Origin of the sequence: Hymenobacter lapidiphilus, assembly GCF_003417065.2 — a bacterium.
In the GTDB taxonomy this organism is placed as follows: domain Bacteria; phylum Bacteroidota; class Bacteroidia; order Cytophagales; family Hymenobacteraceae; genus Hymenobacter.
In genome coordinates this window covers 1-24,891 of sequence record NZ_QVLT01000031.1, presented here as the reverse complement: position 1 = coordinate 24,891, position 24,891 = coordinate 1, and the positions used below count along the sequence as shown (strand labels likewise).

The following is a 24,891-nucleotide window of genomic DNA, read 5'->3' as shown; positions in this document are numbered from 1 at the left end:
CCCGGATGTTGGCAGTAATTGTAAGACAGACACTTCACTATGGACATCAAGACAATAAAAGAATATAAACTAAAAGGTGAGCGAAACAACAAGCCTAGACAACCACTATTATGGAATGATAGGCTTTATGTAATTTTTGTCTATGACAAAAAAGGATTTACAGAAAGTAGGATACAATGTTTAAGCTTAGACAAATTTGAGTTGCTTTGGGAATATCAACTTAGTCACGTAATTAATAATATTTTAGTAAGTGATAACAATACTTTGATTGCGAGTTTTATGAATGGTTCCGTTGTAAGTTTCAATCTTGACAACGGGCAAGAAGTATGGAAATTTAAAACAGAAGAAAGTAACATTGGTCCCATTTCAAATGAGTATAAACGTAAAATTGTTTTTTCGGGTATTCAGGCAAGAGCAACATCAACGTGGTGCATTGACACGGCTGACGGGAATGTCTTATGGAAACAATCAAACAAAGGACATTCTTATATTCCAATAATTCACAATGACTTTATTTATAATTGTATTGGTAATGATATATTTTGTGTGAATTTAGAAAATGGGCTAACTCTTTGGACACAAAATGAACCAAGCACTTTTTTATTCAATCCCAAAATATTTGGACAGTTTGTAATTGCTTCTGGACACGGCTTGATAAATATTTACGACTTAGAATTAGGACAAATTATAAACAAAATAGAAACAGGTGAACAAAGTTCAATAAGAGAAATAATTAATGACCAAGAAAATATCTACTTTGGTGATGAAAAGGGTTATTTCTATTCTTACACCCTTTCAACCTTAGAATTTAAATTAAATTGGAAATTACAAACTAGTGGTAAAATCCAAACAATCCCAGCAATAAGCGGAAAAAATATTTTCCTTTTAAATGACGATTGTAAACTTTATGCAGTTGACAAAAAATCAGGAATACCAATCTTTGAAAAGAAAATAAAAGGAGAAGGTAACATATCAGGCGTGACTCTTGCGAATAGTAGAATTTATTTTTCTTGTGGTGGTGGTATTGTTTACGAATGCGAAGAGAAATAACAACTACTGCCAACAAAAGTATTGCTGCAATTGGGGCTTGACGGAAGAACAATCAGCAGCAGTGCATATCCAAGCTTTGGTTTCGGCGGACGGAATTCTGTTGGGCATTAGTTCTAAACTTCAACTTTTGTTTATAAATTTAGCTTCAGTTCCGGGCGGACAGTTGGTCAATTCCCCAACTGCAGCAATACTCGAACGTTAGCGCGTAAAGCTCCATCATAGAAAAGCCTCTCCCGAAGCACCACGCTTTAGGAGAGGCTTTCGATTTTAAGAGGCGGTTGGCAGCTATACTTCGGCCAGCATTTGCCACCGGTCGTTAGGGCAGTTTCGCAAACGCTACATCCAAAGGCTGTGCTGTTGCCAAAGCGTGCTCACCTGCTCTATGCGCCCGGCCGCGGGCTAATACCGGGGCCGCCACTGCGCCGCATCCATGCCCAGCGTGACGAGCAGGGCGTGCGGCAGCGTGACGACGGAAGCGGCCAGCAACGCCAAGCTCACGAGTACCGGGCCGCTGGCCGTCCGCGTCCAGGCCAGGCCAAACACCAATGCCAGCCCGCCCAGGCTGATGAGCAGCAACGGAGCCGAGCGGCGCAAAAAGAAGCGAAGTTCGGCCCACAGGCTGAGCCGGGGGGCGGTTGGGCTGCGGTCCATCAGCTGGTTCATGCGCAGCACATGCTGGAGGCTATGCCAGAAAACGAAGTACACGCCCGCGGCCAGCACCGGCGGCAACACCATTAGCAACACCACCAGCAGCCCGGTTTCCAGCATGTCGGTGCGGGCCAACTGCCCCTGCTGCTGCCCGTAATAGCTCAGCCACAGCAGCACCAGCCCTACTAGCACCACGGGCAGCAAGCCAACGCCCAAGAGGCCGGGCGTGGCGGGCAGGTTGGCGGCGCCAACCAGCGCCAGCAGCCCCCGCACGATATCCATGGTTTCAGTAGGCCAATGCCATAGGGGCACTGCAAATAGCAACGTGCCGCGCAGCAGGCTATGGGCCAGCCACTGGCTACGGTGGCGGGCCTGGGCCGGGGCATCGCCCGAGCCCCAGTGCCAGGCCGTAAGCCCAAAAAACAGGGCAACCGCCGCCGCCGGTTGCCACCACCACAACAGGCCCACAGCCGCCGCCAAACCCAGATAGGCCACCAGAAACCCCGCCCAGTACCGGCCCCGGCTTCGTACCAGCGCCGGGTGCGTGGCCGGCACTACAAACTGGTCGCAGGCGCCGTGGGCCACACCCAGCACCACCATACCGCCCAGTAGCACCGGAGCCAGCAGCCAGGCGGCGGCTCCGGGAGCCAGTAAGCCCACGGCTACCGCCCCCAGCACCACCGCGTAGGAGTAGCGCCGGTCGGGGCCCGACGTGGCCGTAGCAGAGGTTGATGGAGTCATGTTGGTAAGGAAAGTATTTCCAGGTACGTGGCTGGAATGCTACGGGCCGGGTCTAAAAAAGACATTCCCGCCCCCCTGCATCATGCTGGTGGAGGGCGGGAATGGGTGAACCAGTCGGGACATCCAGACCCTACGAAATGGGCCTGCAATCAACCCCGCGCCAAAATCAGGCGGGCAACGTGGTGCCTTTGGTGGGAGCAGTAGGCATGGTTTCGTTCACGGCAGCAGCGCTCTTACCCGACACGGCAATACCGTAGATTACCAGGCCAAAACCGATTTTATTGATAACATCGGCAATGTTATAGAACAGGTCGACGCTCGACGCCTCCCAGCCCAGGCCCGTGTTCAGCCAGCCGCCCTTCATGCACATGTAGCCGATGGGGTAAATGGCCCAGCCTACCAGCACGAACCAGCCCAGGGCCCGAATGCCCTTGATAACAATTTCGTCGCCCGTAGATTTTGCCAGTTGAGCGACTTCGCCATACCAGGCCGTGTAAAGAATGTACACGTAGCCGACCGTGGAAATGCTTCCCCACAATACCGAGTGGAAGGTCGAACCGTCGGTGAAAGCCTCGCCGATGTAGCCGGCCACCAGCATCAGCACCGAGGCGGCAATCAGCCGCCACAACAGGCCGATTTTAGCACCGGCCGCTTTGGTGAGCAGGTAGAACTCGACGCACATCAGCGGTACGGTCAGCGTCCAGTCGATGTAGCGCAGGGCCGTGGGGGTTTGCTGCGTGGCCAGGTAGTAGTCGCGCATGTAGTAGTAGTGCACGGCGGCGATGCCCGTAATCAGGCCTGACACCAGCAGGGAAAGTTTCCATTTGCCTTCCACCGCGCTCCGCTCGGCAAAGAAGAAAACGGAGGCCGCCAGCATGGCCATGTAACCAGTAAAGAAGGTGAAAGCAATGGGGTCGTCAACCCGGATGTCGAGCATTTCGGCTAGGAATAGAGGAGCTGCCATGGGTGTTGGGGGTTAGGAGTGAGATTTGTTTGACGTTTGTGGTTCCATAGTTAAACAACATTTTTCAATATTTGATAAAGCTTTTTATAGATATATCTATTATTTGATCCTCATCCTGAAAAGCTTGGCTATCCGCGCAGGTTTTAGTCTGGGCAAAAAAGGGCACGAAAAGACCATTACTGAACCACAAACCCTGTTTATTGAGCGTGAGCCGGTGGTAATGCCTATCAAAGAATGACCCTGATGAGGCAGTAGCGAAAACCATAAACAATGTGGCGGTGGCCTGACAGCGGACACTTTCAGCGTGCAGACTACCACCAAATAGCACGGTTTCCGAGTCGGCGTACGAGTTGTAGAGACGCGGCCCTTCGCGTCGCATCGTTGAATAGCAACCGTGCAACGATGCGACGCGAAAGGCCGCGTCTCTACAACCCGCACAGCACCCGAGGATTCGCTCCAGGTGGCAGCAACGTAACCAGCCAGACCAAAGGAGCGGCTGGATAACGGAACACAACCCAACGAAAAAGCCCCATCCGAAGCACGTTGCTTCGAATGGGGCTTTTGGCATGAGGCTGGAAAGCTTACATCTCCGCCAGCATTTCCCACCGGTCGTTGAGCTGGGCCAGCTCCTTCTTCACCTGCTCGAATTTGAGCGTGGCATCCTTGAGTTGGGAAACGTTATCGTAAATCTTAGGGTCAGCGAGCTGGGCCTCGTAAACGGCCATTTCCTTTTCGCGCTCGTCGATTTTCTTTTCTACTTCGGCCAGCTCTTTCAGGGCTTTCTTCTGGTCGGGCGAAGGAGTTTTGGCGGGCATGTGGTCGACTGGCTTTTCCTCTTTGGGCAGGGGCTTGTTAGCCGAAGGTGAGGGCAGGCCGGCCTTCTTGGCGTCCTTCTCGCGGTCTTCCTGCCACTGCTCGTACTCGGCGTAGGTGCCGGGGTACTCCTTGAGCTGATAGTCCTCGATAAACCAGATTTTATTGGCCACGTTCTCCACAAAGAACCGGTCGTGGCTGATGACGATGTAGGTACCCTGATACTGCTCCAGCGCCTGAATCAGGATGTTGACCGACTGCATGTCGAGGTGGTTGGTCGGTTCGTCGAGCAGCAGGAAGTTGGCCTCCGAAATCAGGGTTTTGGCCAGCGCCACCCGGCTTTTCTCGCCGCCGCTCAGCACCTTGATTTTCTTGTAGACTTCTTCGCCCGAGAACAAAAACGAGCCCAGCACCGAGCGCAGCTCCATTTCGTTGCGCTTCGAGCCGGCCTCAATCATCTCCTGCAGAATCTCGTTTTCGATGCGCAGGCTTTCGAGCTGGTGCTGGGCGTAGAACGACATGATGACGTTGTGGCCCAGCTGGTGGTTGCCGTTGGTGGGCGCCTCCTGGCCCGCCACCAACCGCATCAGCGTCGATTTCCCCTTGCCGTTGGCCCCGATAAGCGCGATTTTGTCGCCCCGCTCGATGTGCACGGTGGTGTCGCGGAAGATGATTTTCTCGCCGTACTTCTTGCCCACATGCTCCATGCGCAGAATGTGGCGGCCGGGATGCACCGTGAAGTTGAACTTCATGTTCACCCGGGCATCAGCCGAGGCCACGTCCTCCACGCGCTCCAGCTTGTCGAGGGCTTTCACGCGGCTCTGGGCCTGCTTGGCCTTGCTGGCCTTGGCCTTGAAACGCTCAATAAACCGCTCGGCCTGCTTTATCTGGGCCTGCTGGTTCTCGAAAGCACCCTTCTGGATGGCGTTGCGTTCCTCCTTTTCTTCGAGGTAGTAACTGTAGTTACCGGCATAGGGCACCAGCTTGCCGCCCGCCACCTCCACGGTAGTGTTGGTGGTGCGGTCGAGGAATTCGCGGTCGTGGCTCACGATAATCACCGCGCCTTCGTAGCCGGCCAGGTAGTTCTCAATCCACTTGATACTTGGGAGGTCGAGGTGGTTGGTGGGTTCGTCGAGCAGCAGCAGCGAAGGTTGCTGCAGCAGGATTTTGGCCAGCATCACGCGCATCCGCCAGCCGCCCGAAAACAGCTTCAGCGGGCGCTGCAGCTCCTCGGTAGTAAAGCCCAGGCCTTCCAGAATCTCCTCGGTGCGGGCCTGCATAGTGTAGCCGCCCAGCAGCTCGAACCGCTCCTGCGCGTCAGCCAGCTTCTCCACCAGCTCGTCGGAATAGTTGTTTTCGAACTCCAGCAGGATTTCATCAATCTTCTTCTGAACATTCAGCGCCTCGCCGAAGGCCTGCATGGCCACCATCAGAATGGACTCGTGCGAGTCGTAGCTGAGCAAATCCTGGTTCAAAAAGCCCAAGCTGACGTCCTTGCTCATCGAGATGGAGCCGCCATCGGGCTTGTACTCGCCCACCAGAATGCGCAACAGCGTGGATTTACCCTTGCCGTTGAGCCCAATCAGGCCAATTTTGTCCTTGGGCTTGATATGCAGGCTAGCCTTGTCGTAAAGGGCGCGGGAGCCGAAATGGAAATCGAGGTCGGAAATGGAAATCATCTACTATCTGTGCGGGGGCTATTAAGCCGCAAAGGTACGGGTTTGGACGCGTGGTACCTTAGTCAATTATTGTCTTCCTTTCTTTACAGCCGTGATAAGTTCTTTATTTCTCATAACGCTAGAGCAAAACCTTACCGAAAGACTGGCAGATGTTGCCTTGCCCTTATGGTGCGACGGAATTTTAGGGCCGGAATGGGAATCGGACTATCTACCACAACACGTAAGGCAAACCAAGGAATTAATCTTGCGGGCTTGGATTGATGAGGGATTCGCCAAAGGCGGCAAGTCTTCGCAACGGCTATACAGATTGGTAGTGAAACTAGGTCCTGCTTCGCTGGCTGCCTATCTGCGGGGTGAAGAGCTGGCGGCTTATCTTACCAAGAAGACAGATGATGCATCAGCACTTGTTGATGCTCTTTCGCAACAGATTGAGATTCACCTGCCTTAAAAGTTATTCACGCGAGGGATTCAGCTTGCTCCTTGCAGCATAAGGCCCCAGTTCTCTCACGCTTTTTTCACTCCGGGCATCTTCAAAGTTTCCCCCTACCCCACAAACGGCCCTTTAAACTCTGGCGCAGCCCGCTTTTTCGAGGCCTGCTCATAGGCGTAGGCCAAGCCCAGCAACGGGCCTTCCTGCCAGGCCGCACCCACGAAAGACAAACCCGCCGGCAGGCCATGCGCCTGGCCCATGGGCACCGTAATGTGCGGGTAGCCCGCCATGGCAGCCGGCGACGAGAAGCCCGGCCCGCCACCCGAGTCACCATTTATCAGGTCGATGCAGCGGGCGGGGGCGTTGGTAATGGCTACGATGGCCGCCAAGCGGTTCTTCTGCAGTGCGCCATCAAGAGCGGCGCGGGCCCCGCCCTGCGACTTTTTCAGGGCCGCCTGGTAGGCGGGCGTTTTCAGGTCGCCGAGCTTTTCGGAGGCTTCCAGGATTTCCTGCTGGAAGAAAGGCATGGCTTTACCCTTATTTTCGGTGTTGAATTTGATGACGTCGGCCAGGGTTTTCACCGGCGCGCCGGCGGTGGCCAGGTACTGATTTACGCCGTCCTTGAACTCGTAGAGTAGCACGTCGTACTCGGCCTGCCCGAGCGGGTCGGTAAGCTTCTCGACTTCCACCTCCACAATGGTAGCGCCCTGCGCTTTCAGCACTTCCAGGGCGGCCAGCAATAGCGGCACGGCATCGGAGGAGCCCGTCAGGTGGCCTTTTTCCACGCCCAGGCGCTGGCCCTTTAGCGCATCGGGTTTGAGAAAGGTGGTGTAGTCGGTCGAGGCTTTGCCGGTGCCGGCTTTGGTGGCCGGGTCGCGGGGGTCGGGGCCGGCCAGCGGGCCGAGCAGCAGGGCCGCGTCGTGCACGGTGCGGGTCATGGGGCCGGCCGTGTCCTGGCTGGCCGAGATGGGGATGATGCCGGCCCGGCTCCAGAGGCCCACTGTGGGTTTCACGCCCACCAGCCCACTGCACGAGGCCGGCGACACAATAGAACCATCGGTTTCGGTGCCGATAGCGGCGGCGCAGAAGTTGGCTGAAGCGGCTGCCCCCGAGCCGGCCGACGAGCCGCTGGGCGTGCGGTCGAGAATGTAGGGATTTTTGGTCTGGCCGCCCACGCTGCTCCAGCCGCTGGTGCTGCGCGTCGAGCGGAAGTTGGCCCACTCGCTGAGGTTGGTTTTGCCCAGCACCACGGCCCCGGCGGCGCGCAGCTTCTGCACAATAAAGGCATCCTGTTGGGCCTTGTGGCCGGCCAGGGCCAGCGAGCCGGCGGTGGTGGGCTGCTGGTCGGCGGTGTCGATGTTGTCTTTGAGCAGGATAGGGATGCCGTGCAGCGGCCCGCGGATTTTACCCTCCTTCCGCTCCTGATCGAGGGCAGCGGCCAGATCGAGGGCCTCAGGATTAGTGAGCAGCACCGCGTTCAGTTTAGGACCTTGCCGGTTAAGGGCCTGGATGCGGTTGAGGTACAGCTCGGTGATGCCGCGCGAGGTCATCTCGCCCCGGGTCATTTTGTCCTGCAGCTCGGCCAGCGTGAGTTCGAGCAGTTCAAAATCAGCGGCTTCGGGGGCAGTGGAGGTGGTTTCGGGAGTGGCGGCGGTACCCGGGGCAGACGGAGCATCGGCGGTGGGCGCCGAGCAGGCGGCGAGCGAAAGAACGGACAGGCTCAGGCCGGTGAGGGAGCCTTGGCGCAGGAAGATTCGACGGTTCATAGGGGAGCAGCTTTATGTCGTCAAGATAAGGCGGGCAGCCGGATTAACCGGGGCTTTATAGCAGAAAAAGCCCCCTGTACTACACCATTCATCTTGCGGCGCCTCCTGCTCAGAAAGGCCCAGGCAAGGTCAAACCAGATACCGGCACCCGCATTTCAGAGGTGCTAATGAGGTGAGCGGGCAATACCTTGAGAAAGTAAGCTGAAAGCTCACTCTGCCTCGCTCAGCTTTTTGGCCAGGGGCGCGGGCACGCCGGCGCTGTTGAGCAGCCCGCTTATGAGGCCCTGGCGCCAGAGCGTAAACACCGAGTAGTGCCGCTCCCGCCCCGAATGCATGTTGCCGGGTTGCAGCGGCTGACCCGGTTTGCGGGGGTTATCGTCGCGAATAAAAACCTCATTGATGACCGTGGTTTCCAGGCGGTGCAGCAGGCCGGGCTTGTTTTGGCGGTTGAGGCGCTGAAGGTTAAGGTCGGCGTAGCGGGCCTGCATGGTACCGCGGGCGGCCTGCTGGTCGAGCTGCATTTGGAAGCTGATGTGTTGAATCTGGCCGCGCCGGAAACGGATGCCGCGGGTGGGGATGGTCATGGAATTGAGCAGATCCAGCGGAGCCGGCCCGAACGTGCCGCTGACGGTGTGGCGGCCGGCTGGGTCGAGCATATTGGCCCGCAGCTGCACCCGCATGCGGCACTGCCCCTGCAAAAGGGCGGTAGCCGTGCCCGTAAGCGGGCGGCGGGCACTCATCCGGGCCGGGTCGTTGCTGACGTTGCGCAAGGCTCCCGCGAAGTCCTTGATCTGAATAATGCCCGGGCGAGCCTCGCGGGGGGCGCGGTACTGGCTCGTAATGGTGGCCCCCACCACCCGCAGCCGCCCCACGGCAAACCGGAACGGTACTTCCCGGAAGGCCTCGGGCGTAACGAACGATATGTTGGGATTATGGGCGAAGCGGCCGTCGCTCTGGCTGCTCACCTGGGGCTGGCTAACGGTCAGGCTAGCTGCCCGGACCTCGTGCCGGTTGGCCGCCGCACCGAAATCGAGCCCCGCCAGACGCAGCTCGGGCACTTTCACTGTGAGGTGAGCCGCCTGATGCCCTTTGCGCCGGGCCAACTCCACCACCGACAGGGTGGGCAGCACCAGCACCCGGCGCAGCGTAAGCTGCTGCCGGCGCGTGTCAGCTTGCAGCTGGTCCCAACTCAGGTGGTAGTAGGGGGCGTCGAGGCTAAGCGTGGCCGGGCCGGTGCGCAACTGCCAGTGGGTGGCATAGTAGATGCGGGGTACGCGGGTGCGGGGCAGCACCCGCAGGTCGTGGCCAGCCAACTGTACCTGAGTTACGGTTGGTGCCTGGGGCAGTCCGGCTACCCGTAGTTGGCCACCGCTTACCCAGAGCGTATTCAGCCGACACTCGCGCAGGTAAGGGGCCAGCAGTTCGTGCAAGGGCGGCGGAGGGGTGGTGGGTAGCGTGCAGGCCAGCCCCGGCCGGCGCAGCCCCAGCGAATCGGCCCGGAAGCGGCTACGGCTTAGGGCCGCCGCATCGAGGCCGGTGAGCGTGAGCTGGGGTAGCGCCAGGCGCAGGCGCAAGGCCGCGCTGCGTTGCGGGCTAATAGGTTGCTCCGGGTTCACCGCCAGCGAATTGAGCACCAGCTGGCGGGCTTTAGTAGAAAAGCGCAGGCGGCGCAGGCGCATCTCATGGCCGGGCACCCGGACAGCCAGTCCCTGGGCCCGGCCCGCCAGGGCCGCCGCCCCCCCTACCCGGACCGAATCGGCCGCTCCGGCAGCACTCAGGCGCAGGTCGCGGGCCGTCAGGTCGGCATGGGCTACGCGGATTTGGGGACGGGTAGCGGGGCCGTAGCGGCCGTGCAGGTGGCGCACCGTGAGGTAGCCCAGCCGCAGGCCCGCGCCGGGCAGCCGGGCATAGAGTGGTTCGCCCGGGCCGGCCCCGGCTGGTAGCGGGCCCAGCACCACGGCCAGCGAATCGAGCCGCACACTAGCCACTGGCACCTCCTGGCCCCGCAGCAGCGCCCACAGGCCCAGCCCACGCAACCGTAGCCGACCCAACGCCAGCTCAGCGGCCGGCAGCGAGTCGGCGGGACCGGCAGTGGGATTGGTGGTGAGGTGCATCGCCCGCAGCTCAACCCCGCGCCGCCAGAGGCTGGTATGCAGCTGGCCTACCCGCAGCCGATAGCGGCCGTGGCTGGCAGTACTCACCTTGTCTTCGAGGGTGCGGCGCAGCCAGGGGTCGAGCAGAAAGGTGCCGCCCAGCCAGGCGGCCAGCACCAGCCCAAGCAGCCCAGCCAGTAGCCATCGGCCCCAGGGGCGGCGCGGGGCGGGGGCCTTGGCGGCAACGGAAACAGGGGCAGAAATGGCAGGCACGGCCCAACGTACGAGAGTCGAGTCAGGAAAGGTTATGCCGGCCGAAATTTCCTTAACCCCGAGCCGCCGCGCTTGTTGTCTGCCCAGGCCAGCGGGGCCACTCCCACCCCGGCGGCCGGCCGACTGTCGGCAGTTCTCCGTAGTATTGGGTGCCCGCTTTGCCCCCGACTGGCCGTGTTCTTACCTGCTCCGCCGATGCTTGCCATAACCTCACTGCTCAACCCGCAGAACGCCGACCGCATCAACTCCATTATCCGCAGCCTGGAAACCGAGTTCGGCCTTGATGATGTGCAGGCCACGCCCGACCCGCACATCACCTACCAGCTGGCGGGCGTGCGCAAGGGCGCGGCCCTGCGACAGGTGCTGCGCGACGTAGCCCGTAGCACCAAGACGTTTGTGGCTCATACCACCGGCTTGGGCATTTTCCCGGGGCCCAACCCCACTATTTATATTCCGGTACTGCGCTCCGACGCGCTCAACCAACTGCACCACCGCGTCCGGCAGGCCACGGCCCCGCTGTGTTTGCGCACCGATAAGTTTAGCGGGCCTGACTGCTGGCTGCCCCACATTTCGCTGGCCCTGCACGATACTACACCCGAGCTGCTGGGCCCGGTAATGCAGTACCTCAACCGGCAAACCTTCAATTTAAAGCTCAACATCACCAACCTGGCCATTCTGCGCCAGGAGGGCGAAAAGTTTACGGCCGAGAAAATCTTCAGCTTCGAGGGCCACAAGCATGAGCCGGCTCCGTCGTTGTTCGGCCCCGAAAACCAACCGCTGCCGGGCTGCAGCTAGCTACCCGGCCGGCGGTTTTCGCACGCCGGCCCGCGCCTTGGTCTCTGGCGTGCAAAACTGCCCGCCAGCCCCGACCTTTGCCTTTCACCAATTCCCTGTTCTATGTACCCTACTCTGCTACTGATCCACTCCTGGACGCGCTGGCTCGTACTCATCTTCGGCCTGATTGCCATTTTCCGGGCTTTTTCGGGCTGGCAGAGCCGCCGCCCCTTCACCGGCGCCGATAATGGGATGGGCGCCTCGTTTGTGGGCTCGATGCACCTGCAGCTGCTGCTGGGCCTGATTCTGTACTTCATCAGCCCGGTGGGAGCCAAAGCCCTCGAAAACGGCGCCGCCGCCGCCGTCATGAAGGACGCGGCGGGCCGCTTCTTTGCCGTCGAGCATATGGTAGGCATGATCCTGGCGGTGATTATCGCGCAGGTGGGCCGCATTATCTCGAAGAAAGCTACTGACCCGGTGCTGAAGCACAAAAAGGCCTTTATATGGTTTACGGTGGCGCTGATTATCGTGGTGCTGATGATTCCGTGGGGCATCTGGAATCCGGCCCGGCCGATGTTCCGCTAGAGCCGGTTCTGTCCCGTTTTTGCTTCTGAGGCGCTCCGCGCCGGACTGCCCGCGGGTGGTCCGGCGCGGAGCGCCCATTTTACCCGCTCCCCGTTTACTGCCCGGTTTTTGCGGCCGGGCCAACTTTGGTTTCGTCTGTTAGGCTACTGCTTTTGCGTTTCGTTGTTTTTTTCTGCCTGTTCTGTCTTTTTGCGGCCCCCGTTTTCAGCCAGCGCGGCCCTACGGCCGTCGCCCGGTCCGGCGAAGGGGCCCATTCCCTGCTCCGCCGCAACGGGCTGCCCGATACCCGGCACTTCCAGCAGTTCCTGACCCTGAACCAGGGCCGCCTGACGACCAACAACGGCCTGGTAGCGGGCCGCACCTACCGCCTGCCGGCCCGGGGCAAAGCGGCTCCTGCAAAGGTGGCCGCTCCGGCCCAAGCACCCGCCGGCAGCTCCGCTTCCGTGTTGCACGAGCCCCTTTTCGGCCCCAGGCACAGCCGGGTGCAGGTGCTCGACCGCACGATGCGCGGGGCCGTGTACTACCTCTCGCCCGGCCACGGCGGCCCCGATCCGGGGGCGGTGGGCAAGTACGGAAAGCAGCTGCTGGCCGAAGACGAATATGCCTACGACGTAACGCTGCGCCTGGCCCGGCGGCTGATGGAGCACGGCGCCACCGTGTACGTGCTGGTGCAGGACCCCAACGACGGTATCCGCGACGAGCAGTTTCTTGAAGTTGACCGCGACGAGGTAACCTACCCGCGCCAGCGCATTCCGCTCAATCAGCTGGCCCGCCTGCGCCAGCGCATTGTGCAGGCCAACCAGCTGCACGCCCGCCACAAGGGCGCATACCAGCGGCTTTTGTCGCTGCACGTAGACAGCCGCAGTCAGGGCCAGAAAATAGACGTGTTTTTCTACCACCACGCCAACAGCCAGGCTGGTCTGCGCACGGCCCGCAACATCCACGGGGTGTTCACCAACCGCTACGGCCGCTCGCAGCCCAACCGCCCTTACTCCGGCAATGTGGGGCCCCGCAGCTCCCTCTATGAAGTGCGCAACAGCCACGCCCCGGCCGTTTTTATGGAGCTGGGCAACATCCACAACGCCCGCGACCAGCCCCGCTTCCTGCTCCCCGACAACCGCCAGGCCCTGGCTAACTGGATTTATGAAGGCCTGCGCGCGGACTTTAAGGGACGGTAGAACGGTGTAGGGTGCGGGGCTTGCCCCCGCCCGCCGTTAAACAGTAGCGTACATGTCGTTCAACGGCGGGCGGGGACAAGCCCCGCACCCTACACCGTCCTTTGTGAATTACGGGTTCATCAGCAGGAAGAGCAGGTTGTGGTAGAGAATGCCCTGCTCGCCGTCGTGGATGCCGTCGAGGCCGGCGTCTTCGAGTAGGGCTTCGACTTCTTCGTAATCGCGCAAGAAATCGGTTTCTGGCTCTTCCTCGCCCGGGATTAGGGTGTGGGTGAGGTAGCGGCGGCGGGGTTCGATGGTGATGAAGAGCTTCTGGTGCTCGGTTTGGGCGATGAGTAGGGCCGGACACGGAATCAGCACCTCGTCGCCGTCCTCGTCCTCACCGCGGGTGTAAACGGTCGTTTTTTCGGCTTCGGTGGTGTGCTGGAGGAAGGTGTAGGTGTCGAGGGACATAGCGCGGCAGTGGAAGGTCGGTAGTAGGCCAAGGTACGCGGTTGGGCCCGGAAATGATGGGTTTCCGGGGAAGGTTGGCAGAAAGGGTAACTTCGCAGTACCCAACTTTCCCATCCACCCTTCATTTCCCACCCCCATGACGAACCCCACCGACCACTCCTGTATCAGCGGCCAGCGCCTGCGCCCCGAGAGCCTGATGATGAGCTACGGCTACACGCCGGCCTGGAGCGAGGGCGCCATCAAGCCGCCCATTTTCCAGACGTCCACGTTCGTGTTCAAGAACGCCGAGGAGGGCAAGGCCTTCTTCGAGCTGGCCTACGGGCTGCGTCAGCAGGAGCCCGATGAGGAAATGGGCCTCATTTACTCCCGCCTCAATAACCCCAGCCTCGAAATCCTCGAAAACCGCCTGACGCTCTGGGACGAAGCCGAGGAAGCTGCGACTTTTGCCTCGGGCATGGCCGCCATCAGCACCACGCTGCTGGCCCTGCTGCAGCCCGGCGACGTAGTGCTGCACTCCGAGCCCGTGTACGGCGGTTCCGACTTCTTCCTGAAAAACGTGCTGCGCAAGTTCGGCATCGAGGCCGTGGGCTTCCGCCCTTCCGCCACGCCCGATGAAATGCAGGCCCAGGCCGCCGCTATTGCCCCCGGCCGCCTGGCCATGATTTACGTGGAAACGCCCGCCAACCCCACCAACCACCTCATCGACCTCGACGCCTGCGCCGCTCTGGCCCGCCAGTACGCCACGCCCGACAAGCCCGTGCGCTTCGTGGTCGACAATACCTTCCTGGGCCCCGTGTTCCAACACCCGCTCAAGCACGGCGCCGACGTGGTGCTGTACTCGGCCACAAAGTTCCTGGGCGGCCACTCCGACCTGATTGCCGGGGCCGCGCTCAGCAGCCACGCCCTGATGAAGGAAATAAAGGGCATGCGCACGTTTATGGGCACCATGTGCGACCCCAACACCGGCTGGATGCTGATGCGCAGCCTCGAAACGCTGAAGCTGCGCATGGAGCGCGCCGCCCAGTCGGCCCAGGTTATTGCCGACTGGCTGCGCGAACACCCGCTGGTCGAGCGCACCCATTACCTCACCCACCTCGAAGGCAACCCCGTTCAGCAAGACATCTACCAGCGTCACTGCCTCTCGCCGGGCTCCATGATTTCGTTCGACATCAAGGGCGGCGAGGCCGAAGCCTTCCGCTTCCTCAATGCCCTGAAGCTTATCAAGCTGGCCGTAAGCCTGGGCGGCACCGAAAGCCTGGCCGAGCACCCCGGCACCATGACCCACTCCGACATTACCCTCGAAGACCAGAAGGAAATGGGCATCACTCCCCAAATGATTCGCCTGAGCATCGGCGTAGAAGACCCCCAGGATTTGATGCTGGATTTGGGTCAGGCCTTTGAAGCTGTAGGGATGCCAAAGGAGGTGCGGGTAGCGGAAATGGCGTAGATTCTTTGAATCGTGATGACCAATACCCCCCATGAATAAGAAGCAGCGAGTAGAGTATCTCAAAGCCGCCGTTTTTTCTGAAGATTGGAATGTGGCACAAGATGCTTGCGGTAAACTGTTCCATTTCGGTGGACGATTTAATAAGACTAAGCGAAAGAAACACCGCCAATTTCTCATTCAACTGCTTGACCAGGAAAAACCCAGGGCCAGAAATGCGGCTGCGCTTACATTCAGATTAAATCGGTACAGTGCGGCAGTAATTCCCTTGCTTCATGCTATTACTAAACCAGAAAACTCTAAAAACAGAGGCACTCTGGTCTATGCGCTTGAGAAGCTAAAATGCCATCATCATCTAGGTGATCTATTCAGCGTTTTGTTTGGAGCCACTGGAAACTGGGAGGTCCAAAACCACACTTTACGTGTTCTTGAAGAACAGATTTTTGAGTTTACCAGAGAAGAAGTACAAAAGGTGGCAAAGGACTGGAATGTAATTCGGGATAACTGGAATATTCTCAATAGTATTGATGAAAAACACATAAGCCAACTTGATTTTGATCGAAAGCTAATCCAAAGCTTTGTAGATGATTATCTGGTTTATCTACAGTAGACAGGCCCGTCACTGAACGTCAGCGGCGGGCCTGTTTGCGTGAGTGGCAAAATCAGGTAGCTTTAGGGTCAGGCACAACAATCCCTACTTATGCAGCTAACTTCTACCGCAACTGATACCCCTGCGCTTGTGTTGCCTCCCGCGGCACAAGTCCCACCGAAAGCTTCAGCAGAAGCAGCACATGGACCAGCCCACTGCCTGAACTGCGGCCACCCCGTGCCCGACCGCTACTGCGGGCGTTGCGGACAGGACGCGCACCACACCCACCGGCTCACGATGGCCGATATGCCCCACGACATTCTACATTCCATCTGGCACGTGGATAAGGGCATTCTGTACACGCTGAAAACAATGATAGTCCGGCCGGGGGCCACCATCCGGGCCTACCTGGCCGGCAAGCGCGTCGACCATTTCCGGCCGCTCTCACTGCTGTTCATGATTACCGGCTTCTACGCACTGCTTTCGGCGCTGCTGCACATTGATTTGATGGGGGCCCGAGACCCGTCCGTGCCCGAGGCCGTGTGGCAGATGCAGGTAAAGTCGACGACCTTTTTTGCCAAGTACATGAGTTGGTGCTACGTGGCCATGGTGCCGGTGTGGGCGCTGTTTGCCCGGTTGTTTCTGAAGAAAGGAGGGTACAACTATGCCGAATGCCTGATTATCGCGGCGTTTATTACGGCTATTTCAAACTTCTTCGCCATTTTCCTGCTGCCCATTCTGTACTACTACAACGGTACGCCCCAGATCAAGACGGTGACCTTTATTTATGCAGGCTTTACTTTCGCCTACGTATCCTGGGCCTACAGCACCCTGCTCAAGCACACGGCCATAAAGCTGCCCGGCCGCCTCTGGCGCGGCTTCATGACCTTCTTTCTAGGCTACCTGACCTGCGTGCTGGTTATTACCCTGACAACCTACGCCCTGAATTGGTCGATGTTTAAAGCGTCCATGAAGGCGCAAATGGAACAGCAGGCCCAGGCGGCGAAGGCGGCGAAGGCGGCCAAACCAATGTAACAAGCCGCTCATCTCACAAAACCCAAACGCCCGTCGCTACTGAGTAGCGACGGGCGTTTCTGCTGCAATTCGATTATGATTTACTGCCCCAGTACAATAGCAAAAATCAACGGAGCTACAATAGTAGCGTCCGACTCGATGATGAACTTGGGCGTGTCCTGGCCCAGCTTGCCCCAGGTGATTTTCTCGTTCGGCACGGCGCCCGAGTAGCTGCCGTAGCTGGTCGTCGAGTCCGAAATCTGGCAGAAGTAGCCCCACAGCGGTACCGTGGTGCGGCCCAGGTCCTGGTGCAGCATGGGCACCACACAGATGGGGAAGTCGCCGGCAATGCCGCCGCCAATCTGGAAGAAGCCGACCGGGCTGGCTTCGGTGGCTTGCTCGGTGTACCAGCCGGCCAGATAAATCATGTACTCGATGCCGGTGCGCACGGTGTGCACGTTCTTGATGTCGCCCGAAATAACGTGGCCGGCGAAAATGTTACCCAGCGTGCTGTCTTCCCAACCGGGGCAGATGATGGGCAGGTTTTTCTCGGCGGCAGCCAGCATCCAGGAGTCCTTGGGGTCAATCTGGTAGTACTGCTCCAGCTCGCCGCTCAGCAGAATCTGGTAGAAGAATTCGTGGGGGAAGTACTGCTCGCCGGCCTTGTCGGCCTTCTCCCAGAACTTGAGCACCGAGTGCTCCAGGCGGCGCATGGCCTCCTCTTCGGGGATGCAGGTGTCGGTTACGCGGTTCATATGGCGCTCCAGCAGGGCCTGCTCGTCGGCGGGCGTCAGGTCGCGGTAGTTGGGCACCCGCTCGTAGAAATCGTGGGCCACGAGGTTGAAGATGTCTTCTTCGAGATTGGCGCCGGTGCAGCTGATAACCTGCACTTTATCTTGCCGAATGAGTTCGGCCAGCTGAATGCCCATTTCGGCGGTGCTCATGGCGCCGGCCAGGGTAATCATCATCTTGCCGCCGTCGGCCAGGTGCTTGTTGTAGCCTTCAGCCGCATCAATAAGCGCAGCGGCATTGAAGTGGCGGTAGTGGTGCTTGAGGAAGTTGGTGATTTGCATGGGTTGGGGTGATTTGTATTGTTCTTATATAACGGTCATGCTGAGCGTAGCCGGAGGCGCAGTCGAAGCATCTCTACCGTAGTAGTAATCCTGTCGACTGCAACGAAGCAGTAGAGATGCTTCGACTGCGGCTGCGCCTTCGCTCAGCATGACGTTCTTTTTGTCTTTAGCCTAAGCTTGTGTTTCCAACACCTATACCGGCTCCTCAATCATGAGGTTGTGGTTGGTATAGATGCAGATGTCGGCGGCAATGTGCAGGGCGTCCTCCACCATCTGGCGGGCCGTGAGGTGGGGGGCGTGCTTTTTCAGGGCCAGCGCGGCGGCCTGGGCGTACATCGAGCCCGAGCCGATGGCGGCCACGTCGTTGTCGGGCTCCAGCACGTCGCCGGTGCCGGCAATGATGAGCAGTTCGTCCTTGTCGCACACCACCATCATGGCTTCGAGCTTGCGCAGGTACTGGTCTTTGCGCCACTCTTTGGCCAGCTCGATGGCGGCGCGGCGCAGCTGGCCGTTGTAGCCCGAAAGCTTCTCCTCGAACTTATCAAGCAGCATGAACGCATCGGCCGTGGAGCCGGCAAAGCCGGTTACCACTTTGCCGTCGTGCAGCTTGCGGACTTTGCGCACGTTGCTTTTGGCCACGTGCTTGTCCATGGTGGCCTGGCCGTCGGCGCCGAGGGCCACCTGGCCGTTGTGGCGGATGCCCAGGACAGTAGTGGAGCGGATTTTCATATCAGTTGAGAGTTTTGCAGTTACCCGTTATCAGATGAGTGGCTGGCAGAAAAAAGGAGCCAGCTGCCAGCACGTCAGTACCAACAGCTGACTCCCAATTCCTACCCTATTAAACAGCCATCAGCTAACAATTCGCAGCCGACGAGTGGCACTCGTATTAGAATCGGGCCTGCAATTTAGCAAAGTAAAACCGCCCGTTCGCGCCCATCTGCACCGGGTCCCAGGCGCCGCCGGTTTCGGTGAGCTGCGGATTGAACAGCGTGGGGTAGCGGTTGAACAGGTTGGTGCTGCCCGCAATCAGCTGCAGATTGTTGGTCAGGGCGTAGCTCAGCGTCAGGTCGGTGGTGATGCGCGCGTCGTAGTTCATCGGGTTGCCGTCCCAGTCAATCAAATCCACACCGGCAAAGCGCACGAACCGCACCAGCGTCCCAAACCGGGCCACCTGGTAGTCGAAGGTGAGGTTGATTTTCGACGGCGGGGCCGATGCCTTCACGAAGGCCTGCTCGCGGGGCCCGAAGAAATCGTCCTCGCGGCCCGCCAAGCGGCCCGAGGTCTGCACCCGGTCGATTTTAAGCTGGTTGAAGTTGGCGGCCAGCGTGGAGTTGAGGCGCCCGGCAGTGCCCAGCTGGGCGGTGTGGTTGAGCACCACATCGAGGCCCAGCGAGCGGGTGTCGGCGGCGTTGGCGAAGAACTGGGCCTGCCCCACGTTCAGCGCCACTAGGTCGGGCCCGATAACTGGGTCGTCGTTGCCGAACTGGCTGGTGAGCACCACGCGGTCCTTCACCTTGATGTAGTAGCCGTCCAGCGTCAGGCTCAGCGCCGAGCCGATGCGGCTGGTGAGGCCCACGTTGGCGCTGTTGGAGGTTTCCTGCTTGAGGGCCGGGATACCCAGCTTCTGGGTTAGGGCGCTGTTGTTGCGTGCCAGCAGCACTTCCACCGCCTGGCCCTGGATGAAGTTGGTGAAGGTGGAGTTGAAGTTGATTTGGGCCAGCGACGGGGCCCGGAAGCCAGTGCTGTACGTGCCGCGCAGGGTCAGAAACTCGGTCAGTTTATAGCGGGTTGAGGCCTTGTAGTTGAGCGTGCTGCCGAAGTCGGTGTAGTGCTCGTAGCGCAGGGCGCCGGCCAGCAGCCAGCGCAGCGTCACGTTCAGCTCGGCATCAGCGTACACCCCCACGTTGTCGCGGTCGGCCTTAATGGCATCAGTGGGCTGGAACCCCGGAAAGCCCTGCGAGCCGCTGGCCTCGCGCTCATCATCGGGCGTGCCGGCCGGGTCGTAGTTGCGGTACGATGCCTCCTCACCCGCAAACAGCGAGTACCACTCGCGCCGGAACTCAGCGCCGGCGGCCAGGTTCAGGCCGCTCAGCACGGTGCCGTAGTTACGCGTCAGGCCCAGATTCACCACGTTCTGCTGCAGCTGGAAGCCGCCGGCATCGAAGGTAGTGGGCGAACTGGCTCCCAGCGAGGCGTTGAGCGAGTTTTCCACGCCGTAGTCGAAGCGGTTGGAGCCGAAGTTATTGCTCAGGTCCAGGTCCCAGCCGCCGAGCTTGGTGCGCACGCCCGCCACGGCCGAAACATCAATAATGTCGCTGGTGATGATGGGGTCGAAGCCGTTGGGGTAAATGGCGGGCACGTTCCGGTCATCGTCGGGGAAGCGGGTCCAGGCGTAGGCGTCGCCCCGGCGCTTGTTGGCCCCACCAAACACGTAAATATGGGTCTGGTCGGTGAGGGCGAACTTGGAGTTGAGGTAGCCCGAGAGGTTCGACACCTTGGGGTCGCCGTACTCGCGGCGGGCCAGGCCATCGGGAGCCGGCACGGCGGCACGCTGGGTGTGCTGCCGCGCGTTGTAGTCGACGGTGGCGTTGATGAAGCTGCCCTTTTCGCCCAGCCCGAGGCCGTAGTTCAGGTTGGCGTTGAAGTTGCCGCCGTCGTACTTCTGGTCGTCGCGGCGGTATTTGGCGTCGTAGGCGCCGTAGTTCACGTTAACCGTCAGCTCCTTCACCGAGCTTTTGAGCACAATATTGATAACGCCCGCAATGGCATCGGAGCCGTACTGGGCCGCCGCGCCGTCGCGCAGAATCTCAATCCGCTCGATGCTGGCGGCCGGAATCACGTTCAGGTCGGTGCCCGTGTTGCCGCGCCCGCGCGAGCCGAACAGGTTCACCAGCGCCGACTGATGCTGGCGCTTGCCGTTCACGAGCACCAGCGTCTGGTCGGGCCCGAGGCCGCGCAGCGAGGCCGGGTCCACGTGGTCGGCGCCGTCGGAGCCGGTTTGGCGGTTCGAGTTGAACGAGGGCGCCACAAACTGCAGCAGCTGGTTCACATCGAGCTGGCCGGTTTTGGTGGTTACCTCGCGCAGGTCGATGATATCGACGGGCGAGGGCGAGTCGGTGATGGAGCGGTTCTGGCTGCGCGAGCCCACCACCTGCACGTCGCCGAGGTTGTTGGTGGCGTCGGCGAGACGCACGCTCACCTCCCCGCTGCCGGCCACCTCCTGCGCGCCGTAGCCGATGGAGCTGATTTGCAGGCGAGGCGAGGCCGTGCGGGCCTTCAGCACGAAGCGACCGTCGTTGTCGGTGGCAGTGCCGTTGTTGGTGCCCCTTTCTACCACCGTAGCCCCGATAACGGGTTTGCCGGCGCCATCCAGCACCTGGCCGGAAATGGACTGGCCCTGCCCATAAGCGGCGGCGCTGGCTACGCCCAGCGCAATTGTCAGTAGAGTCTTTTTCATAGGTATGCTGGATTGAGCGATGTACAATCGGGTGCCGCGGAAACAACGCCCACTGGCAGTAAGTATAGTGATTTTGCTATGAAATTTATATATTTCTATAGCAAATTTCCACTGTGTACCTGGCAGCGACAAACAGGCTCCATATCTATAGCTTAAACCCCGCCCCTGGCCACAGGAAGCGGCCGGAGCAGCAGTCCGGCACAAGTCAATCATAGGCCATTCCGCCCCGAAGCGGCTCAGCGGAGGCCAGCAAAAAAGCCAGTCCCTGGCGGGACTGGCTTTCCTTAATCTAAATGTTTGGCCGACTTAAATCAGCATGCGCAATGGGTCTTCGAGCAGGCTTTTGAGCGTTTGCAGGAAGGCCGCGCCGGTAGCGCCGTCCACCACGCGGTGGTCGCAACTCAGCGTTACCTTCATGATATTGCCCACGGCCAGCTCGCCGTTCTTCACCACGGCCGTCTGCTTGATGCCGCCCACGGCCAGGATGCAGGCATCCGGCGGGTTGATGATGGCCGTGAATTCGTCGATGCCGAACATGCCCAGGTTGGAGATGGTGAAGGTGCTGCCCTCCCACTCGGCGGGCTGCAGCTTCTTGCTTTTGGCCTTGCCGGCCAGCTCTTTCACCTCGGTAGCAATCTGCGACATGCCCTTACCGTCGGCGTTGCGCACCACCGGCACCAGCAGGCCCTCATCCACGGCCACGGCTACCCCGATATTGATGACGTGGTTCTGGCGGATTCGGTCGCCGAGCCACGAGGAGTTCACGGCCGGATGCTGGCGCAGGGCCACAGCCGCAGCCTTAATTACGAGGTCGTTGAAGCTGAGCTTAACGGGCGAAAGCTCGTTGAGCTGGGTCCGTACCTCCATGGCCCGGTCCATCAGGATTTCCATCGTCAGATAGAAATGCGGGGCCGTGAACAGACTTTCGGAGAGGCGGCGGGCAATCACCTTGCGCATCTGCGACACCGGCGTATCGGTGTAGGTGCCGTCGGCGGGCTGGGCGGCCGGCGCGGCCGGTGCAGCCGGCGCGGCGGCCGGAGCCGCCTGCTCGGGCAGGGCTGCCTTGATGTACTCCGATTGTGGAGTAGCCGCGGCCGGCGCCGAAGTAGTGGCAGCTGGAGCAGCGGCTGGGGCCGGCGCGGCCGAAGCAGCTACATCCTCCAGGTCGCGCGACACGATGCGGCCGTTTTCGCCTGAGCCCTTAATGGTATGCAGGTCGATGCCTTTATCCTTGGCAATGCTTTTAGCCAGCGGCGAGGCGAAGATGCGGCCACCAGTGGCAGTTGGCGCGGCTTCGGCAGCGGGCGCAGGAGCCGAGCTAGAAGCCGAGGCGGGAGCAACGGCTTCCGCGGCGGCAGCCGGAGCGGCGGCCGGTTCGGCAGCACCACCCGACTGGCCGCCGAGCAGGGCCTGCACGTCGGCACCTTCTTCGCCAATAATGGCCAGTACGCCATCTACGGGCACGGCCTCGCCTTCCTTGGGGCCGATGTAGAGCAGGGTTCCGTCTTCGTAGTTGTCCAGCTCCATGGTTGCCTTGTCGGTTTCCACTTCCGCCAGAATATCACCCGATTTTACCTTGTCACCCACTTTTTTCAGCCAAGCGGCAATGGTGCCCTCGGTCATGGTGTCGCTCATCTTGGGCATCCGGATGACGGTTGCCTTCTTGCCGTTGCCGGCCGCAGTCGCAGCCGCAACGGGCTTGGGAGCCTCAGCCTTGGGAGCCGCAGGCGCAGCCGGAGCCGGCGCGGCAGCTTTGGGGGCCTCCGGCGCAGCGGCCGGGGCCGGCGCTTCGGCGGCCGGCGCAGCTTCCGTTTCGCCGGTGGCGAGCTGGGCGGTTTCGGCCTGCGCCTCTTTCAGCAGGGATGCAATATCCTCGCCCTCCTTCCCTACAATGGCCAGCAGGCCATTTACCACCACGGCCTCTCCTTCCTTGGGTCCGACGTAAAGCAGCGTGCCGTCCTCGTAGTTTTCGAGCTCCATGGTAGCCTTGTCGGTTTCCACCTCGGCCAGCACGTCGCCGGATTTTACTTTATCGCCTACTTTTTTGAGCCACGCCGCAATAACCCCTTCGGTCATCGTGTCGCTCATCTTGGGCATTTTTATGAGTTCGGCCATCTGCGTCGTCGTCGTTGGATTGAATAGGGTCAAAATTAGCCCGAAAATTCGGGGGAGCAAACGAAACCCGTCTGCCGCAGCCAGCCGAAGCCGGGGCGAATTTTCGCCGGGCGGCATAAGGTGGCGAGCAGCCTTACGAAGCGGGGGTTCGGCCCGGCAGTTAAGGTCCCGGCTTTCGAACAGACCAGAACCGGCGCGGCCCTGTGTTACTGGGTTTAACCGATGAGGTTGGCGCGGCTGATGCTGTTCAACGATGAGATGCAAATAGGCATCGCCACATCTGTTCACGAAGGCCGTGCAACCCGAAAAACTACGCGCTAATCTGTGGTCAGGTGGCGTATGTCGAGGAAGTTGCGCACCGTGAACAGCGAGCCGGTGTATTCCAGCTCGTAGAGGCCCAGATTGTGGTGCTCGAAGTTTTCCATCTGGCTAAGCGGGTAATGCAGCAGCTGGCACAGCAGCACCCGCATGGCCCGGCCGTGCATGCACACCAGCACCGTCTGCTCGCGGGGCCGGCTTGTGAGCAGCTCGATAAACGGCCGCTGGCGGGCGGCTACCTGCTCGGGGCTTTCGCCGCCTTCGAGGGCCGAGCCGGTGCGGCCGGCCCGCCAGTCCTGGAGCATGCTGTGGTACTCCTCGTCTTCCTCGGGCGTAATGCGGGTGCCCTCGCGGGTACCCCAGCCGATTTCGTTCAGGCCACCGTGGGGTTCGTGCGGCAGGCCCAAATCCAGGAAACCGGCCACCGACTCGCGGGTGCGGCGCAGCAGCGAGGTGTACACCTTGTCGAAGGGCACCTGACTGTAGGCGGCGAAAAAGCGCGCCGCCTGCCGCCGCCCGGCCTCGTTGAGCGACGAATCGATGCCGCTGCCCTGCACGATGCCGCGCACATTGAAGTCGGTTTGGCCGTGGCGAATCAGGTATATTTTTTTGACGCTCACTTTCCCCCTAGTTTTGCGGTTTACGCTTGAAACACTTCTAAAGCTACAAGCTTCAGGCCGCAAGCTGCAAGTTTTCGGGCGTTTTTTGTTGCCGGCCGGCAGCCGCCCAGCTCCGCTCAATTAGCGTCTTTCCCTTGCTCCGCTCATGACTCTTGACCAACTAAAGAACTGGGTAAGCACCCGCCCCACCCTGGCCGACGCGCTGGGTATCGAGCTGACGGCCTTCACGGCCGATTACCTCGAAGGCCGCATGCCCGTGGATGGCCGCACCCACCAGCCCATGGGCCTGCTGCACGGCGGGGCCTCGGTGGCGCTGGCCGAAACGCTGGGCAGTATTGCCGCCCACACCCGCCTACCCGACCCCACCAAGCAAGCCTGCGTGGGCCTCGAAATCAACGCCAACCACATAAAAGGCGTGCGCGACGGCCACGTCATCGGCCGGGCCACGGCGCTGCATGTCGGCCGCCGCACGCAAGTCTGGGAAATCCGCATCACCCACGAGCAAACCGGCGCCCTGGTCTGCATCAGCCGCATTACCATGGCTGTGATTGATGTGGAGAAGTGAGTGTTTGGAAGCGAGAAGCGAAAAAGCGCACGTCACATCTTTTGTCCCGTTCCCTTGTTCCTACGTTCTTCCGCCCCTAAGTCCCTAAGCCCACAATATGCTCCAATCCGTTGCCTGGAACCCTGATGGTGAGGACTTTACCCAGCGCGGCGGCCGGTACGCCGGTCTGCATCTGGGCGAGAATATCGTTGGGGTCTTCGAAGCGCGGGTTGTCGGAGGTCAGCACGGCGCGGTCGGACAGCACGGCGGCGA

Annotated in this window: 21 protein-coding genes; 10 read left to right on the top strand and 11 right to left on the bottom strand. The window is 60.1% G+C overall.

Features of this window, described 5'->3' with window-relative positions; all coding sequences use genetic code 11:
- The first annotated feature begins 39 nt into the window (after nucleotides 1–39).
- On the top strand, nucleotides 40–1,050 hold the full coding sequence (locus D0N36_RS15395; RefSeq protein ID WP_116942735.1) for an outer membrane protein assembly factor BamB family protein: 1,011 nt from the start codon (nucleotides 40–42) through the stop codon (nucleotides 1,048–1,050).
- Nucleotides 1,051–1,449: 399 nt separating this feature from the next.
- Here D0N36_RS15395 and D0N36_RS15390 read toward each other — a convergent pair whose 3' ends face one another.
- Together D0N36_RS15390 and D0N36_RS15385 are read right to left on the bottom strand one after the other, a co-directional pair.
- Nucleotides 1,450–2,439, bottom strand: a complete 990-nt coding sequence (locus D0N36_RS15390; RefSeq protein ID WP_116942734.1) for a Brp/Blh family beta-carotene 15,15'-dioxygenase — start codon at nucleotides 2,437–2,439, stop codon at nucleotides 1,450–1,452.
- Nucleotides 2,440–2,605: 166 nt separating this feature from the next.
- Nucleotides 2,606–3,403 carry a bacteriorhodopsin gene (locus D0N36_RS15385; RefSeq protein WP_116942733.1) on the bottom strand — a complete coding sequence of 266 codons (798 nt, stop codon included), beginning with the start codon at nucleotides 3,401–3,403 and terminating at the stop codon, nucleotides 2,606–2,608.
- Nucleotides 3,404–3,506: 103 nt separating this feature from the next.
- Between D0N36_RS15385 and D0N36_RS20005 the strand changes: the two genes are divergently transcribed.
- The gene (locus tag D0N36_RS20005) at nucleotides 3,507–3,641 is read left to right on the top strand and encodes a hypothetical protein (RefSeq protein WP_262895330.1); all 135 of its coding nucleotides are present in this window, start codon (nucleotides 3,507–3,509) and stop codon (nucleotides 3,639–3,641) included.
- 343 nt (nucleotides 3,642–3,984) lie between these two features.
- Here the strand turns inward: D0N36_RS20005 and D0N36_RS15380 are convergent, their stop codons facing one another.
- Entirely contained in the window at nucleotides 3,985–5,895 is a 1,911-nt protein-coding gene (locus D0N36_RS15380) for an ABC-F family ATP-binding cassette domain-containing protein (protein ID WP_116942732.1), read from the bottom strand.
- A gap of 91 nt (nucleotides 5,896–5,986) precedes the next feature.
- Here D0N36_RS15380 and D0N36_RS15375 point away from each other — a divergent pair, with 91 nt between their 5' ends.
- Nucleotides 5,987–6,343, top strand: coding sequence for a hypothetical protein (locus tag D0N36_RS15375; RefSeq protein ID WP_116942731.1), 357 nt, complete (start codon nucleotides 5,987–5,989; stop codon nucleotides 6,341–6,343).
- A gap of 95 nt (nucleotides 6,344–6,438) precedes the next feature.
- On the opposite strand, the gene D0N36_RS15370 is transcribed toward D0N36_RS15375, so the two are convergent.
- Together D0N36_RS15370 and D0N36_RS15365 are read right to left on the bottom strand one after the other, a co-directional pair.
- A complete protein-coding gene (locus tag D0N36_RS15370) occupies nucleotides 6,439–8,091 on the bottom strand; it encodes an amidase (RefSeq protein WP_116942730.1) in 1,653 nt (550 codons plus the stop codon).
- Nucleotides 8,092–8,300: 209 nt separating this feature from the next.
- Nucleotides 8,301–10,457, bottom strand: coding sequence for a hypothetical protein (locus D0N36_RS15365; protein ID WP_116942729.1), 2,157 nt, complete (start codon nucleotides 10,455–10,457; stop codon nucleotides 8,301–8,303).
- 195 nt (nucleotides 10,458–10,652) lie between these two features.
- Here D0N36_RS15365 and D0N36_RS15360 point away from each other — a divergent pair, with 195 nt between their 5' ends.
- From D0N36_RS15360 to D0N36_RS15350, 3 genes are all read left to right on the top strand, one after another.
- Entirely contained in the window at nucleotides 10,653–11,252 is a 600-nt protein-coding gene (locus D0N36_RS15360) for a 2'-5' RNA ligase family protein (protein WP_116942728.1), read from the top strand.
- A 102-nt stretch (nucleotides 11,253–11,354) separates the two neighbouring features.
- Nucleotides 11,355–11,816 carry a hypothetical protein gene (locus D0N36_RS15355; RefSeq protein ID WP_116942727.1) on the top strand — a complete coding sequence of 154 codons (462 nt, stop codon included), beginning with the start codon at nucleotides 11,355–11,357 and terminating at the stop codon, nucleotides 11,814–11,816.
- A 152-nt stretch (nucleotides 11,817–11,968) separates the two neighbouring features.
- The gene (locus tag D0N36_RS15350; RefSeq protein WP_199798358.1) at nucleotides 11,969–12,994 is read left to right on the top strand and encodes an N-acetylmuramoyl-L-alanine amidase family protein; all 1,026 of its coding nucleotides are present in this window, start codon (nucleotides 11,969–11,971) and stop codon (nucleotides 12,992–12,994) included.
- 108 nt (nucleotides 12,995–13,102) lie between these two features.
- On the opposite strand, the gene D0N36_RS15345 is transcribed toward D0N36_RS15350, so the two are convergent.
- Entirely contained in the window at nucleotides 13,103–13,444 is a 342-nt protein-coding gene (locus tag D0N36_RS15345) for a hypothetical protein (protein WP_116942725.1), read from the bottom strand.
- 136 nt (nucleotides 13,445–13,580) lie between these two features.
- On the opposite strand from D0N36_RS15345, the gene D0N36_RS15340 reads away from it, so the two are divergent.
- From D0N36_RS15340 to D0N36_RS15330, 3 genes are all read left to right on the top strand, one after another.
- Complete coding sequence (locus D0N36_RS15340; RefSeq protein WP_116942724.1) at nucleotides 13,581–14,891, top strand: cystathionine gamma-synthase family protein; 1,311 nt, start codon at nucleotides 13,581–13,583, stop codon at nucleotides 14,889–14,891.
- A gap of 31 nt (nucleotides 14,892–14,922) precedes the next feature.
- Entirely contained in the window at nucleotides 14,923–15,498 is a 576-nt protein-coding gene (locus D0N36_RS15335) for a HEAT repeat domain-containing protein (RefSeq protein ID WP_116942723.1), read from the top strand.
- A 216-nt stretch (nucleotides 15,499–15,714) separates the two neighbouring features.
- A complete protein-coding gene (locus D0N36_RS15330; protein WP_190242708.1) occupies nucleotides 15,715–16,512 on the top strand; it encodes a DUF3667 domain-containing protein in 798 nt (265 codons plus the stop codon).
- 80 nt (nucleotides 16,513–16,592) lie between these two features.
- On the opposite strand, the gene D0N36_RS15325 is transcribed toward D0N36_RS15330, so the two are convergent.
- The 5 genes from D0N36_RS15325 to D0N36_RS15305 form a co-directional block, all read right to left on the bottom strand.
- A complete protein-coding gene (locus D0N36_RS15325) occupies nucleotides 16,593–17,564 on the bottom strand; it encodes a deoxyhypusine synthase family protein (RefSeq protein WP_116942721.1) in 972 nt (323 codons plus the stop codon).
- A 192-nt stretch (nucleotides 17,565–17,756) separates the two neighbouring features.
- Nucleotides 17,757–18,293, bottom strand: coding sequence for an ATP-dependent protease subunit HslV (gene hslV / locus D0N36_RS15320; RefSeq protein ID WP_116942720.1), 537 nt, complete (start codon nucleotides 18,291–18,293; stop codon nucleotides 17,757–17,759).
- A gap of 157 nt (nucleotides 18,294–18,450) precedes the next feature.
- Complete coding sequence (locus D0N36_RS15315; protein WP_116942719.1) at nucleotides 18,451–21,021, bottom strand: TonB-dependent receptor; 2,571 nt, start codon at nucleotides 21,019–21,021, stop codon at nucleotides 18,451–18,453.
- Nucleotides 21,022–21,327: 306 nt separating this feature from the next.
- Complete coding sequence (locus D0N36_RS15310; protein WP_116942718.1) at nucleotides 21,328–23,136, bottom strand: pyruvate dehydrogenase complex dihydrolipoamide acetyltransferase; 1,809 nt, start codon at nucleotides 23,134–23,136, stop codon at nucleotides 21,328–21,330.
- Nucleotides 23,137–23,453: 317 nt separating this feature from the next.
- Nucleotides 23,454–24,074 carry a histidine phosphatase family protein gene (locus D0N36_RS15305; RefSeq protein ID WP_116942717.1) on the bottom strand — a complete coding sequence of 207 codons (621 nt, stop codon included), beginning with the start codon at nucleotides 24,072–24,074 and terminating at the stop codon, nucleotides 23,454–23,456.
- 145 nt (nucleotides 24,075–24,219) lie between these two features.
- Between D0N36_RS15305 and D0N36_RS15300 the strand changes: the two genes are divergently transcribed.
- Nucleotides 24,220–24,639, top strand: coding sequence for a hotdog fold thioesterase (locus D0N36_RS15300; protein ID WP_116942716.1), 420 nt, complete (start codon nucleotides 24,220–24,222; stop codon nucleotides 24,637–24,639).
- Nucleotides 24,640–24,891: the final 252 nt, after the last annotated feature.